Source organism: Streptomyces sp. SLBN-31 (genome assembly GCF_006715395.1).
In the GTDB taxonomy this organism is placed as follows: domain Bacteria; phylum Actinomycetota; class Actinomycetes; order Streptomycetales; family Streptomycetaceae; genus Streptomyces.
Map to the genome: position 1 here is coordinate 1755418 of NZ_VFNC01000002.1, position 13577 is coordinate 1768994.

General features: G+C 73.8%; 11 protein-coding genes and 5 tRNA genes. 6 read left to right on the forward strand and 10 right to left on the reverse strand.

Annotated features, from left to right (window positions below; translation table 11 throughout):
- Positions 1 to 43 precede the first annotated feature (43 nt).
- Entirely contained in the window at positions 44 to 865 is an 822-nt protein-coding gene (locus FBY22_RS28050; protein ID WP_142150561.1) for an aminotransferase class IV, read from the reverse strand.
- Positions 862 to 1917 (reverse strand): chorismate-binding protein, encoded by a 1056-nt coding sequence (locus tag FBY22_RS28055; RefSeq protein WP_142150563.1) that lies wholly within the window; start codon positions 1915 to 1917, stop codon positions 862 to 864. Before FBY22_RS28055 ends, FBY22_RS28050 begins: the two co-directional genes overlap by 4 nt.
- A gap of 177 nt (positions 1918 to 2094) precedes the next feature.
- Between FBY22_RS28055 and FBY22_RS28060 the strand changes: the two genes are divergently transcribed.
- The 5 genes from FBY22_RS28060 to FBY22_RS28080 all read left to right on the forward strand — a co-directional run bounded on the left by FBY22_RS28060 (position 2095) and on the right by FBY22_RS28080 (position 2562).
- Positions 2095 to 2167: transfer RNA gene (locus tag FBY22_RS28060), tRNA-Gly, on the forward strand.
- A 39-nt stretch (positions 2168 to 2206) separates the two neighbouring features.
- Positions 2207 to 2280, forward strand: a tRNA-Cys gene (locus FBY22_RS28065).
- A gap of 1 nt (position 2281) precedes the next feature.
- Positions 2282 to 2353 (forward strand) — tRNA-Val (locus FBY22_RS28070).
- 34 nt (positions 2354 to 2387) lie between these two features.
- A tRNA-Val gene (locus FBY22_RS28075) sits at positions 2388 to 2459 on the forward strand.
- Between the two features lie 31 nt (positions 2460 to 2490).
- Positions 2491 to 2562 (forward strand) — tRNA-Val (locus FBY22_RS28080).
- Between the two features lie 54 nt (positions 2563 to 2616).
- Here the strand turns inward: FBY22_RS28080 and FBY22_RS28085 are convergent.
- The 4 genes from FBY22_RS28085 to FBY22_RS28100 all read right to left on the reverse strand — a co-directional run bounded on the left by FBY22_RS28085 (position 2617) and on the right by FBY22_RS28100 (position 4863).
- A complete protein-coding gene (locus FBY22_RS28085) occupies positions 2617 to 2910 on the reverse strand; it encodes a zf-TFIIB domain-containing protein (RefSeq protein ID WP_142150565.1) in 294 nt (97 codons plus the stop codon).
- Between the two features lie 80 nt (positions 2911 to 2990).
- The gene (locus FBY22_RS28090) at positions 2991 to 3956 is read right to left on the reverse strand and encodes an aminoglycoside phosphotransferase family protein (RefSeq protein ID WP_142150567.1); all 966 of its coding nucleotides are present in this window, start codon (positions 3954 to 3956) and stop codon (positions 2991 to 2993) included.
- Between the two features lie 236 nt (positions 3957 to 4192).
- Positions 4193 to 4390 carry a hypothetical protein gene (locus tag FBY22_RS28095; RefSeq protein WP_058926448.1) on the reverse strand — a complete coding sequence of 66 codons (198 nt, stop codon included), beginning with the start codon at positions 4388 to 4390 and terminating at the stop codon, positions 4193 to 4195.
- 197 nt (positions 4391 to 4587) lie between these two features.
- Entirely contained in the window at positions 4588 to 4863 is a 276-nt protein-coding gene (locus FBY22_RS28100) for a hypothetical protein (protein WP_142150569.1), read from the reverse strand.
- A gap of 196 nt (positions 4864 to 5059) precedes the next feature.
- Between FBY22_RS28100 and FBY22_RS28105 the strand changes: the two genes are divergently transcribed.
- Positions 5060 to 6481 (forward strand): serine/threonine-protein kinase, encoded by a 1422-nt coding sequence (locus tag FBY22_RS28105; RefSeq protein WP_142152539.1) that lies wholly within the window; start codon positions 5060 to 5062, stop codon positions 6479 to 6481.
- 48 nt (positions 6482 to 6529) lie between these two features.
- Here FBY22_RS28105 and FBY22_RS28110 read toward each other — a convergent pair whose 3' ends face one another.
- From FBY22_RS28110 to cobT, 4 genes are all read right to left on the reverse strand, one after another.
- Positions 6530 to 6928, reverse strand: coding sequence for an NUDIX domain-containing protein (locus FBY22_RS28110; protein WP_142150571.1), 399 nt, complete (start codon positions 6926 to 6928; stop codon positions 6530 to 6532).
- Positions 6929 to 6930: 2 nt separating this feature from the next.
- Positions 6931 to 7749 (reverse strand): RNA methyltransferase, encoded by an 819-nt coding sequence (locus FBY22_RS28115; protein ID WP_142150572.1) that lies wholly within the window; start codon positions 7747 to 7749, stop codon positions 6931 to 6933.
- 64 nt (positions 7750 to 7813) lie between these two features.
- Positions 7814 to 9046: a uroporphyrinogen-III C-methyltransferase gene (gene cobA / locus FBY22_RS28120; RefSeq protein ID WP_142150573.1), complete on the reverse strand. Its 1233-nt coding sequence runs from the start codon at positions 9044 to 9046 to the stop codon at positions 7814 to 7816.
- Between the two features lie 142 nt (positions 9047 to 9188).
- The gene (gene cobT / locus FBY22_RS28125; protein WP_142150575.1) at positions 9189 to 13361 is read right to left on the reverse strand and encodes a nicotinate-nucleotide--dimethylbenzimidazole phosphoribosyltransferase; all 4173 of its coding nucleotides are present in this window, start codon (positions 13359 to 13361) and stop codon (positions 9189 to 9191) included.
- Positions 13362 to 13577: the final 216 nt, after the last annotated feature.

Sequence of the window (13577 nt, forward strand, 5' to 3'; positions counted from 1 at the left end):
CTACCCGGCGGGAAACCCTGAGTCAGCCCATTTTCCGCGTCTGTCACGGATCTTGGTCGGCTCCCGACCGCTCGTCGAAGATCCGCATGGCCTTGGCGGTCACCGGGCCGGGCGCGCCGGGCGGTTCACGGTCGTCGACGCGGTGGACGGCCTGGATGTCGCGCAGGGTAGAGGTGAGGAAGATCTCGTCGGCCCGCTCCAGCACGTCCAGGGGCAGCTCGCTCTCCACGGCGCCGGTCCACTCGATCGCCAACGCGCGCGTGATGCCCGCGAGGCAGCCGGAGGCGAGCGGCGGGGTGTGGATCTCGCCGTCGAGGACGACGAAGACATTCGATCCCGTGCCCTCGCAGAGCTGCCCGACGGTGTTGGCGAACAGGGCCTCGGAGGCGCCGTGTTCATGGGCGCGGGCGAGCGCGACCACGTTCTCGGCGTACGAGGTCGTCTTCAGGCCGGTCAGCGCGCCCCGTTCGTTGCGCGTCCAGGGCACGGTGATCACGGCCGTGGAGTCGGGGCGGCGGGTGGTCTCGCCGAGCGCGACGACGAGGGTGGGGCCGTGCTCGCCGCGGTCGGAACCGAGGGGGCCGTGGCCGCCGGTGTAGGTGATGCGCAGCCTGCCGAGCGGCATCGGATTGGCCTCGAGGACGGCGGCGCAGGCGCGGCGCACCTCGTCGTGGTCGGGGTCGGGCAGACCGAGACCTCGTGCGGAGCGGGTCAGCCGGTCGAGATGGCGGGTGAGCGCGAACGGCTTCCCGTCGACCGCCTTCACCGTCTCGAAGATGCCGTCGCCCACGGTCAGTCCGTGGTCGAAGACGGAGACGCGGGCGGATTCGATGTCCCTGAGCGCGCCGTCGAGCCAGATCTTCACGTCGTGATTCCCTCTCCACTCACCTCGTACGTCCCCGACGCTACCGCGAGCAGTCGGGCCGCCTTCAGCTCGGTCTCCCGCCACTCCGCCTCCGGGTCGGAGCCCCAGGTGATGCCGGCGCCGGTGCCGAAGCGCAGCTCGGCCTGGCCCTCTGCGGTCCGGTCGATCCAGAACGTGCGGATGCCGACCGCCAGCTCGCCGGTTCCGCGGTCGGCGTCCACCCAGCCGATGCCCCCGCAGTACGGGCCCCGGGGTGCGGGCTCCAGGGCGTCGATGATCCGCAGCGCGCTGGACTTGGGCGCGCCGGTGACGGACCCGGGCGGGAAGGCGGCATCCAGCAGCTCGGGCCAGCCGGCGCCGTCGCGCAGCTCGCCGCGGACCGTCGAGACGAGGTGGACCAAGCCGGGGTGTTTCTCCACGGCGCACAGGTCGGGGACGGTGACGCTGCCGGTGGAGCAGACGCGGCCGATGTCGTTGCGGACCAGGTCGACGATCATCACGTTCTCGGCGTAGTCCTTCTCCAGCAGGTCGGCCTCCGTGCGGCCGGTGCCCTTGATCGGCCCCGACTCCACGACCCGGCCCCGGCGGCGGAGGAAGAGCTCCGGCGAGGCGGTGGCTATCTCGACGCCGTGCCCCGGCAGCCGGACCGTTCCCGCATACGGCGCCGGGTTGCCACGCGCGAGCAGCGCCGTGAGGTCGTCGACATCGGCCCCGGGGGCCAAGGGGGCGGCGAGCACCCGGCACAGGTTCGCCTGGTAGACCTCGCCCGCCGCGATGTGCTCACGGATCCGGCGCACACCGGCCGTGTACGCGGCGCGGTCGAGGGACGACGACCAGTCGCCGGCCGCCGGCCCCCGCCAGCGTCCCGGAACCGGCGCGGGCACCGGCTCCTGTCGTACGTCGTCGAAGCGGGCGCAGGTCAGGCGGCCCTCGAAGTCCGCGACGACGGCCCAGAAACCGGCGGAGTCCAGGGCGGCGGGATCGGCGGTGACGTCGCGAAGGCCGGTGGCGACGCGCGTGCCGAAGCGGGCGAGAGGAGGGAGGTCGTGCACGCGTCGAGTCTAGGGCGGGTGTCCGAAACGTGACCTCGGCATGTCCCGCCGGAGGCCCTGGCCACGCCCCTGAGCAGGCGTAGCGCAGCACGCTGCGCAAACGCGTTTTTGTACTGGCCGCGGTATCCGCTAGAGTTCAACACGTCGCCGGGCCGCGAGAGCGGAACGAAACGACAAGCGGACGTAGCTCAGTTGGTAGAGCGCAACCTTGCCAAGGTTGAGGTCGCGAGTTCGAGCCTCGTCGTCCGCTCGATGGAAACAGGGGATCTTCCCGAGCCCCTGCACTCCTGGTGGAGTGGCCGAGAGGCGAGGCAACGGCCTGCAAAGCCGTCTACACGGGTTCAAATCCCGTCTCCACCTCCAAGGACGATTAGCTCAGCGGGAGAGCGCTTCCCTGACACGGAAGAGGTCACTGGTTCAATCCCAGTATCGTCCACTGGATCTTCGGCGGAACATCGAAGGTCTGACCCGCGCGATTAGCTCAGCGGGAGAGCGCTTCCCTGACACGGAAGAGGTCACTGGTTCAATCCCAGTATCGCGCACGCAGTACGCACGATCTCGATCGTGGTTCCCGCGCGATTAGCTCAGCGGGAGAGCGCTTCCCTGACACGGAAGAGGTCACTGGTTCAATCCCAGTATCGCGCACACACCGAAGCCCCCGGCCGTCCCAGACGGCCGGGGGCTTCTTCGTCGTTCCGGTCAGCTGGAGAACAGCATGTGGCCGAAGCTCTTGTGGCGGTGGTGACCGCCGTGGTGGCCGCCGTAGTGACCACCGCCGTGCGGGGCGCCCCAGGCCGGCGCGGGCGGGGCCGGGTAGGCCTGCGGCGCGGACGGGGGCGGCGGGGCGGGCTGGGACCACTGGGACTCCAGCCGGGTCAGCGCCTCCAGCTCGCCGTAGTCGAGAAAGATCCCGCGGCAGCCGCTGCACTGCTCGATCTGGACACCGTTGCGGTTGTACGTGTGCATCGGCGCATGGCACTTCGGACACTGCATGGTCGGCTCAACTCCTCGCCGGTCGGTCCTGCTTCGTGTTTCGCCAGGACAGACTCTGTCCGGCTGCGGTCGGTTGCACCCTACTTCGCTCGGACCGGGGTCAACTGCGGCGGGAGCGAACCCATTCGGGCACATGCGTCGATCACGGACACCTCGACCTCGTCGAGGGGGCGGTGGCCGGTGACGGCCTTGGTGACGGCCCGGGCGGCGGTCTGCACGGTCAGAGCGCGGGCCGGGACGTCGAGGGCGGGCCACGGGTCGCCGTCCGCCGGAACCGCCGGGCCTGCTCCGGCGCGGTAGGCGGTGAGGAAGCGGGTCCATTCGTCGGGCGGGAGCAGCCCGCAGGCGTACCAGGCCGCCGGGCGGGCGAGGTCCCAGGCGGGGATGCCGGTGCCGAGGTCGTCGACGTCGATGAGGAGCCAGGGGCCGTCGGGGGCGGGGTGGCGGACGAGCTGGCCGAGGTGGAGGTCGCCGTGGCAGAGGGTGGTGGCGTCCGGCATGGGGGCCTCGGCCCGGGCCCAGGCGGGGAGCGTGGCCCAGGCGCGCAGGACAGGGGCGACGGCGGGGTGGGGAGCCAAGGCCGAGCCGGTGGCCGCGGCGGCGAGCCGGGCGACGGCGTCGGCCGCCTTCGCCGGGCCGCGCATGGGCGGCAGGGGGGCGGCCGCGGGCGGGACCGGGGTGCGGTGGAGGCGGGCGAGCAGGGTGGCAGCGGCCTCCCAGGGGGCGGCGTCGGGCGCGTCCGGGTTCACGGGGGTGCCGTAGGGCCAGAAAGTCACGGCGCGGCCGTGCAGGTCGACCGGGGTCGCGGTCAACGGGGGCAGGAGGATGCCCGGGAGGTGGGCGGCGGCCGCGAGACGGGGAGCGAGATCGCGCAGGTCGGTGTGGGGGGCGTGGGCCTTGGCTACCGTGTCCGCGTGACGCACGACGGTGGCGTCCGGCCGGTCGGCCAGGGTGATGGACCCGCCGCACGGGCAGCCCGGGGTGCGCGTGTGGGCCGTGGCCTCGGCTCGGACGGTGAGCTCGGCGAGCAAGGCGGTGGCGGTCACGGGGCTCCCTGGGGCGGTACGGGGCTGCTTGCGCAGGGTACGGCGCGCGGTACGGCGGCCGTAACAGCCCCTGCGTCCCCGCGTCGACGGGATGGTGTCCGTTTCCGGGCAGAGCAATGCCGGCGCAGCTCCCCAGCTGCGCCGGCATTGTTGCCGTCCGCCGCACCCCCGTCCCCACGGGGTTTCATGGGTGGATGTCCCCGCCCGGACCGCTCTTCCGGGCCTGGGGTCGCCGCTCAGCGCCCCAGCATCACTCCCACGGACGACGCCTGTGTGGCCACTGTCTCCCAGCCGTCGAAGACGAAGAAGAGCAGGGCCGCCAGGGGGAGGACCATGAGCGTCGCCACCAAGGGGTGGCGGCGGCCCGTGCGGCGGGGGCGGAGCGTACTGCGCTCCAGCGTGCGGAACTGTGTCCGCGGTGCCGTCCAGGCCATGGTCCCTCTCCTGACCGATCTTGTTGTCATTGGCAGCGGCGGGTGTCTGACCTCGGGGGACGAGTGCTGCACCCGCCGCTTGACCTCAAATCTAGGCGTCCGGCGTGCTCTGGTCGTCATGCCCTCGTACCGATCGGCGGGCCTCCCGGAGGATGAGCCGCCGGCCGAGGAGTACTCCCCTGGGTGGAGACGAGGACCTAGGTCTCAGGGTCTTCCCCGAGGGAGCGCCCGGTGTGTGCGTGCTTTTCCGAGCTGTCCTCCCTCGGTACCGGCTGCTCGACCAGGGCCAGTACCCGGTTCGCCATGAAGCGGGCCGTGCGGACCACGGAGCCGTTCCTGGTGACTTCGCTCACTTCCACCACGCCTCGGCGCACCGCCGTCTCCACCCTGCGGCCCGCCCTGCTCGCCACCACCTCGTAGGTGCGGGTCGTGTCGCCCGCGTCCACCACTATCTCCACACGGTCACCCTTCACGGGTTCAATCCCCCTTCTGCGATGGGTGGTTGGCAGCACGGTCAACGGCAAGTCCGCCTGCTGCCGTGCTCCCTGACCACCCCTCAAGTCTCCCACCCGGCACTGACAATCGATCTGCGCGAGAGGGCGCGGCCTCTGCGCGCGGGCGGCCGTGGAAACGTAAGCTGTGCCACGTCACACGGACCGGGCAGCGGGGATGAACATGGCGATGATGCGCCTGAGGCGCGAGGACCCGCGCGTCGTCGGCTCGTTCAGGCTTCACAGACGGCTCGGCGCGGGCGGGATGGGCGTTGTGTACCTGGGCTCCGACAAGAAGGGGCAGCGGGTAGCACTGAAGGTCATCCGGCCTGACCTGGCGGAGGACCAGGAGTTCCGGTCGCGGTTCGCCCGCGAGGTCTCGGCGGCGCGGCGGATCAGGGGTGGGTGTACGGCCCGGCTGGTCGCCGCCGATCTGGACGCCGACCGGCCCTGGTTCGCGACACAATACGTGCCCGGTCCCTCGCTGCACGACAAGGTCGCCGACGAGGGACCGCTGGCCGCGGCCGACGTCGCGGCCGTGGGGGCCGCCCTGTCGGAGGGGCTGGTCGCGGTGCACGAGGCCGGTGTGGTGCACCGGGACCTCAAGCCGTCCAACATTCTGCTGTCCCCCAAGGGGCCGCGGATCATCGACTTCGGCATCGCCTGGGCGACGGGCGCCTCGACGCTCACCCACGTCGGCACGGCCGTCGGCTCCCCCGGCTTCCTCGCCCCGGAGCAGGTGCGGGGTGCCGCCGTCACACCGGCCACGGACGTGTTCGCGCTCGGGGCGACCCTGGCGTACGCGTCCATGGCCGACTCGCCCTTCGGGCACGGCAGTTCCGAGGTGATGCTGTACCGGGTGGTGCACGAGGAGCCGCAGCTGCACGGCGTCCCGGACGCGCTGGCCCCACTCGTGCGGGCGTGTCTGGCGAAGGATCCCGAGGAGCGGCCCAGCACGCTCCAGCTGTCGATGCGCCTGAAGGAGATCGCCGCCCGGGAGGCGCAGGGTCCCGCGGAGGTGCGTCCGCCCGGGCCGCGGACGGGCGAGGCGGACCGGCCCACCGGGCGGCTCGCCGACACTTACCCGGAGACGCTGCGCGAGCCGCAGCGGAGGCGTCCGCAGGGGACTCCTCCCCCACGCGGCACTTCTTCCTCGTCGCGCGGGGCCGCCCCGTCGCAGGGCGGGGTCCCGTCCCGAGGCGGCGGTTCGGCGACCGGCGGGAGCCAGTCCCGGGGCGGCGGCCCGTCGTCGCGGGGCGGCTCGTCCTCCTCGCGTTCGGGGTCCCGGCCCACGCCCGCCTCTCGCAACGGCACCCGTTCCGGCAGCGGGAGCCGGCCCGCGCCGCGCAGCGGTGCCGGGCGCCCGGCGCCCAGGACCACCGGGACGGGACGCCGGCCCGCCAATCCGCGGCTGCTGCGGCAGCGGTTGTTCGTGTTCGTGGTCGTGACCCTGCTGGTCGCGCTCGGCATCGCCGCGGCGCAGGGCTGCCAGGGGCCGGCGCGCGGTCTCGGCGACGACGGTCACGTCGTACGACAGCACCAGCAGCAGGTTCAGCCGGGTCCTGGCCAGGGGAGCCAGGTGTGCTGTTCGGGCACGTAGGTGACGGTGCAAGGGGCTTGCATGGGTGAGGGCCTTCTGGTGGGGATCCTAGGGCTCCAGGTTCGGCAGGACGCGTTCGAAGAACTCTCGGTCGCCGTCGAAGACGGGGTCGAGGGCGAGGAACTCCTCGGGGGTGACCCAGCGGAAGTCTCCGACCTCGGCGGGGTCGGGGACGACCTCGCCGTCGGGCGCGTCGGCCGTCCACCAGTAGAGGCGGAAGGTGCCGTCGTCGGTCTCCGACTCCCAGACCTTGGCCAGGGGTGCCGCCGAGAGGCCGACCTCCTCGCGGACCTCCCGGACGACGGCCTCCGGCTGGCTCTCCCCCGGCTCGATCCTGCCGCTCAGGGGCTGCCAGTAGCCGGGGCGCACGACGTCGGGACCCCGGCGGATGGCCAGCAGCCGGTCGCCGCGGCGCAGGATCGCGACGATCGCCTCGCCCCGCTCCACGGCTACCCCTGCGGGCGGCCCGTGGCCACCGCGTAGAAGGCGACCGCGGCCGCCGCGCCGACGTTCAGGGAGTCCACGCCGTGCGACATCGGGATACGCACCCATTCGTCGGCGGCGACCAGTGCCTGCGTGGACAGGCCGTCGCCCTCGGCGCCGAGCATCAGGGCGACGCGGTCCATCCGGTGCGGGGCGGCCTCGTCCAGGGCCTTGGCCTTCTCGTCGGGGGTGAGGGCGAGCAGCGTGAAGCCGGCCTCGCGCACCGATTCCAGGCCCTTGGGCCAGGTGTCGAGGCGCGCGTAGGGGACGGAGAAGACCGCGCCCATGGAGACCTTGACGCTACGGCGGTACAGGGGGTCCGCGCAGTCCGGCGAGAGCAGGACCGCGTCCATGCCCAGGGCCGCCGCCGAGCGGAAGATCGCGCCGATGTTGGTGTGGTCGTTGACCGACTCCATGACCACCACCCGGCGTGCGGTCTGCAGGAGTTCGGCCGCCGTCGGCAGCGGCTTGCGCTGCATCGAGGCGAGCGCGCCCCGGTGCACGTGGTAGCCGGTGACCTGCTCGGCGAGCTCCGGGCTGACGGCGTAGACCGGGGCGGGGAGCTCGTCGATGACGTCGCGCATGACGTCGACCCACTTGGCGGACAGCAGCATCGAGCGCATCTCGTACCCGGTGTCCTTGGCCCGGCGGATGACCTTCTCGCCCTCGGCGATGAACAGGCCCTCGGCCGGTTCGCGTTTGCGGCGCAGCTCTACGTCGGTCAGGCCTGTGTAGTCGCGCAGGCGCGGGTCGTCGGGATCCTCGACGGTGATGAGATCGGCCACAGGGTGATACTGCCTTGTCCTGGGTGTGGTGCCAACGGCTGGGAGCGAGTTGTGTTACCCCGGGTTACGCCGAGGTCTCCGGGCCCACCTTCACGACCGCGCCGATGACGATGACCGCCGGCGACCTGACCTCCTGCGTGACGACCGTCTCGGCGACCGTGGCGAGGGTGGCGTCGACGCGCCGCTGGGCGGCGGTCGTGCCCTCCTGGATCAGCGCGACCGGAGTGTCGGGCGACTTGCCGTGCGCGATGAGCGTCTCGGCGACCTTCCCGATCGTGGCGACGCCCATGAGGATCACGAGCGTCCCGGTGAGCTTGGCCAGCGACGGCCAGTCGACGAGGGAACGCGCGTCGTCAGGGGCGACGTGCCCGCTGACCACCGTGAACTCGTGTGCGACACCGCGGTGGGTGACCGGGATACCGGCCGCGCCGGGGACCGAGATTGAACTGGAGATGCCGGGCACGACCGTGCACGGGATGCCGGCCTCCGCGAGCGCGTTGACCTCCTCCATCCCACGGCCGTAGACGAACGGGTCGCCGCCCTTGAGCCGGACGACCGACTTGCCCTGCTTGGCGTGTTCGATCAGCGCGTTGTTGATGGCCTCCTGGGCCATGAAGCGTCCGAACGGCAGCTTCGCCGCGTCGATCACCTCGACGCCCGGGGACAGCTCGGCGAGCAGGTCGCGGGGGCCCAGGTGGTCGGTGATGACCACGTCGGCCTCGGCGAGCAGACGGCGGCCTCGGACGGTGATCAGGTCCGGGTCGCCGGGGCCGCCGCCGACGAGGGCGACGCCCGGGGTGCGGGTGCGGTGGTGCGGGGCGACCAGGGTGCCGTCGCGCAGTCCCTCGACGACCGCGTCGCGGATTGCGGCGGTGTGCCGGGGGTCGCGGCCGCCGGCGCGGCTGGTGAGGACGGCGACCGTCACGCCCTCGCTGGTGCCGGTCGCCGGGGTCCAGGCGGTGGCGGCGTCCGCGTCGTCGGAGCGTACGCACCACACGCGGTTGGCCTCCGCCTCGGCGGAGGCCCGGACGTTCGCCTCCGCGTCGCTGGTGGCGATCAGGGCGTACCAGGCGTCCGCCAGGTCCCCGTCGGCGTACCCGCGCCGGTGCCAGGTGATCTCGCCCGCTTCCGCCATCGCCTCGACGGAGGGAGTCGCCTCGGGCGAGACGAGGAGGACGTCCGCGCCCGCGGCGATCAGCGCCGGGAGTCGGCGCTGGGCGACCTGGCCGCCACCGAGGACGACCACTTTGCGGCCGGAGAGGCGGAGGCCTACGGGGTAGGCGGGGTGTTCGGCCATGAGGTGCGGCTCCTCGTCCTGGCAAAAAGCGATGGGCGCTACGGCGCTGGAGCAGCCCTGACGTGCGTGTTTCGATGACGCGTTCAGCGTACGGCCGGGATGGGGGCGACCGCAGTGACGGCGGTCCCACCCCGGCCGGGGCTCACTTCTCGGTGACGCCCGCCGAGTCGAAGGTCGCCACCTCGTGCATGGCACGGGCCGTGCTCTGCACGAGCGGCAGGGCGAGCAGGGCGCCCGTGCCCTCGCCGAGGCGCAGGTCGAGGTCGACCAGGGGGCGCAGGCCCAGCTTGTTCAGGGCGGCCACGTGACCGGGCTCGGCGCTGCGGTGGCCCGCGATGCAGGCCGCGAGGACCTCCGGGGCGATGGCGCGGGCGACCAGGGCGGCGGCCCCGGCGCTGACACCGTCGAGGATCACCGGCGTACGCAGCGACGCTCCGCCCAGCAACAGGCCGACCATCGCGGCGTGTTCGAAGCCGCCGATCGCGGCGAGGACGCCGATGGGGTCGGCCGGGTCCGGCTGGTGGAGTTCGAGGGCGCGCCGGATCACCTCGGTCTTGCGGGCCAGCGTCTCGTCGTTGATGCCGGTGCCGCGGCCGGTGACCTCGGCCGGGTCGGCGCCGGTGAACACCGAGATCAGGGCCGCCGACGCGGTCGTGTTGGCGATGCCCATCTCACCGGTCAGCAGGGCCTTGTTGCCGGCGGCCACCAGGTCGCGGGCGGTCTCGATGCCCACCTCGATGGCCAGCTTGGCCTCCTCGCGGGTCATCGCGGGGCCGGTGGTCATGTCGGACGTGCCCGCGCGGATCTTGCGGGGCAGCAGACCCGGGGTCGCCGGGAGGTCGGTGGCCACACCGACGTCCACGACGCACACCTCGGCGCCGACCTGGCCGGCGAAGGCGTTGCAGACCGCGCCGCCGCCGAGGAAGTTGGCGACCATCTGGGCCGTCACCTCCTGCGGCCAGGGGGTGACGCCCTGGGCGTGCACGCCGTGGTCGCCGGCGAAGATCGCGACGGCGGCGGGCTCCGGGATCGGCGGCGGGCACTGGCGGGACAGACCGGACAGCTGGGCGGAGATGATCTCCAGCATGCCGAGCGCGCCGGCCGGCTTGGTCATGCGCTTCTGCCGCTCCCAGGCCTCGCCGAGCGCCTTGGCGTCCAGCGGGCGGATCTGCGAGACGGTCTCGGCGAGCAGGTCGTGCGGCTCCTCGCCGGGCAGGGCGCGGCGGCCGTACGTCTCCTCGTGCACGACCCACGACAGCGGGCGGCGCTTGGACCAGCCGGCCTGCATCAGCTCGGGCTCGTCCGGGAACTCGTCGACGTACCCGACGCACAGGTAGGCGATGACCTCCAGGTGCTCGGGCAGCCCGAGCGCGCGGACCATCTCGCGCTCGTCGAAGAAGCTGACCCAGCCGACGCCGAGCCCCTCGGCGCGGGCGGCGAGCCAGAGGTTCTCGACGGCGAGCGCGGCGGAGTACGGCGCCATCTGCGGCTGGGTGTGCCGGCCGAGGGTGTGGCGGCCGCCGCGGGTCGGGTCGGCGGTGACGACGATGTTCACCGGGGTGTCGAGGATGGCCTCGATCTTCAGTTCCTTGAACTGCTTGGCCCGCCCCTTGGGCAGCGACTTCGCGTACGCGTCCCGCTGCCGCATGGCCAGTTCGTGCATGCTGCGCCGGGTGTCGGCGGAGCGGATGACGACGAAGTCCCAGGGCTGCGAGTGGCCCACGGACGGGGCGGTGTGCGCGGCTTCCAGGACGCGGAGCAGCACCTCGTGCGGGATGGGGTCGCTGCGGAAGCCGTTGCGGATGTCGCGGCGCTCGCGCATGACCTTCAGGACGGCCTCGCGCTCGGCGTCGTCGTAGGCGGGCGCGGCGGGGCCGGTGGACTGTCGTACTTCTTCCACAGCGGCCTTGCTCTCTTCTTCCTGGTCGGCGACCTGGGTGTCCAGGTCGTCCGCGTGCTGTACGGGTTCGGGGTCGGCCTCGCGCGGGGCGGGGACCGTGGCGGCCGGCTCGGGCGCCTGCGCCTGCTCCGCGGGGAGGGTGAGCGCGTGCGGCGGGGTCGGCGCGAGGTGCGGGGTGGTCGGCACGGAGCCGGCCACCGGCACGAACCGGCCGATGGACCGGTCGTCACCGGCCGGCGGGACCGCCGTCTCGGCGTCCGCGGGGAGGCCGGGCCGGTCGGCCTCGGGGGCCACCGGCGGGGGCGTCTGCGCGGGGTCGACGGGCTGGGGCGCGGCCCCCGCCTCGACAAGTGGGCTGCGGACCTGGGCGATGTGCTCGCCGTCCGCGGGCTGGGGGGAGGGGTCGGTGGCGATGGTGGCATCTCCGGTCGGTGCCGCGGGGCCGTCCGTCGGCTGCGGTGGCTGCGTCGGGTCGAGGGCCGACGGCAGGGTGCCTTCCGGCGGCTCGGGGGTTACGGCGGTGTGGGGGGCGTCCGCCGCGACGGCGGAGGCGGCGACGGCCACCTGGGCGGCGTCGAGGGGCGCGACCGGGGCAGCGGTCGGGGGCGTCGCGTCGTCCGGGAGCCGGCCGACCTCGGGCAGGGCCTGCGCCACGGGCACGGCCACCGGTTCGGCGGCCACGGCGTCGGAGACCTGCCCGGTCTCGGGTACGGCGGCTTCGGTGAGCTGGGCACCCTCGGGCGCGGCGCCCTCCGCGAACTGCGCGCCCGCGGGCGCCGACGCGGCATCGGGGGCGTACGCGGCTCCGGGAAGCGGGCCGGGGTCCGCCGCCTGGGCGGCGTCGGGAACCACCATGGCCTCGGTTGCCATGACGGCTTCGGTGGGCACGCCCTCGGGTCCCGCTCCGGCGGCGACCGTGTCGGGACCGGCCGCGACATCGGACGCGCCCTCCGTGCCGGGGCCGCCCGGAACGGTCTGCTCACCTGCCACGGCGAACTCGCCCGCGTGCCCGGCATCTGTCACGGGAACGCCCGGCCCCGCGGGCCCGGCATCCGCGCCGAGCTGGCCGGACCCATCGGCCGCGGGTACGGGGTGGCCTACGGCCTCGCCCTCCGGGGCCAAGCCGCCGGCAGCCGTGTGTGCGCCCTCGGCACCGGGCACGCCCGGCGCGACCTGCGCACCGTCCACGGCGAACCCGCCCACGCCCGCCTCTCCCGCATCGGCAGCGGGAGCGCCCGGGGCGACGGGGCCGCCCTCGACCGGCACGTCGGCCGCGTCGGGAGCCGCCGGAACGCCCGGCGCGACCGGCCCGCCCTCGGCATCGGCGACGTGAGCACCCGGGGCAACGGACCCGCCCTCGACCGCGTCGGTCTGCGCGCTGTCCGCCGCAAGGGGCCCGGGGGTAGTCGGAGCGCCGTCCGCCCCATGGGCCCCCGGAGCCGTCGGAGCGCCGTCCACCCCATGGGCCCCCGGAGCCGTCGGCGTGCCCTCCGGAGGGTTTCCGGACGCCGTCGGCGCGCCCTCGGCGGGGAAGGCGCCGACGGGCCCGCCGGAATCCGGGGCGAACCCGCCCGCGGAGGCGTCGGCTCCGGCGACGTGTGCGCCGTCCACGGCGGCCACTTCCACGGGCACATGCCCGCTCTCGGGGCCGTGGGCCGCGGTCGCGTCGTCCGGTCCACCGGTCTGCGTGTGGTGAGCGGCGTCACCGCTCTGGATCGCGTACGAACCGTCCTGCCCCTGCGCGGCGGCCCCCGCCTCCGTCGCGATGCGGGCCATGACGGCCTGGGCCGCGCCCACCGGCTCGGGCTGCCGCTCGTGCTCTCCCTGCTCGGGACCAGCGGAAACAGCCGGAGCAACCGTTTCGGCAGCCGTGGCCTCGGGGCCGACCGGCGCCTGTGTCGCGCCCGGCGCCTGGGCGCTCCAGGGGGTCGCGCCCTGCGGGGACGCGGCACGCGCCTGGGGTGCGTCGAGGTACTCGGGGCCGACCGTCGGCGGGCCCGGCTGGCGCACGGGCGCGCCCGCGGGGCCGCGGTCGGCCAGGGAGCGGACCGGGCTGGCGGACGCGTCGGGGATGGGCGGGCCGAGGTGGAGCGGGCGGCGCGGGGTGACCGGCGGGATCGGCGTGGTCGGCGCTTCGGGGAGACGGACGCCGCCGAGGTCGACCGAGCCGCTGTCGCGGCCGGACATCTCGTGCGGGCCCGGCTCGTGCACGGTCTCGACGACCGGCTCGGGCGCGGGCGGGGCGACCTCGTTGCCCCAGGGGCTCTGCGCACCCGGCAGCAACAACAGGTCTTCGTCCTCGGCGGTGGTCTCGGAGAGGTAGGCGTACGCACCGGGCGCCGGAACGCCCGGCTGTTCCACCACGCCTGCGTTCTCCGGCAGCCCCTCGCCCGGGACCTGGCCGGTGTCGGTCATGCGTACCCCTCGCCCATCGGTTAGTGCTTCTCGGTCCGGCTCACCGGGAACGGCGCACCGACCGCCCCCGCAGTGAAGAACGAGCGTGCGCGCCCAGCGGCACGAACGACCCGCCCATAAAAGGCGACAAAGCCATTCAGTGGCATTGTCCCGGTCGTTCCTCCGTCGCGACAGCTTGATCCGCGACAGCCCGCTGTGGACTGCGCCACGTTGCGC

Excerpts from the sequence above, each read along its gene's own strand:
- cobA (WP_142150573.1), bottom strand. The coding sequence starts at position 9,046 with ATGGCCGAACACCCCGCCTACCCCGTAGGCCTCCGCCTCTCCGGCCGC.
- FBY22_RS28085 (WP_142150565.1), bottom strand. The coding sequence starts at position 2,910 with ATGCAGTGTCCGAAGTGCCATGCGCCGATGCACACGTACAACCGCAAC.
- FBY22_RS28105 (WP_142152539.1), top strand. The coding sequence starts at position 5,060 with ATGAACATGGCGATGATGCGCCTGAGGCGCGAGGACCCGCGCGTCGTC.
- FBY22_RS28095 (WP_058926448.1), bottom strand. The coding sequence starts at position 4,390 with ATGGCCTGGACGGCACCGCGGACACAGTTCCGCACGCTGGAGCGCAGT.
- cobT (WP_142150575.1), bottom strand. The coding sequence starts at position 13,361 with ATGACCGACACCGGCCAGGTCCCGGGCGAGGGGCTGCCGGAGAACGCA.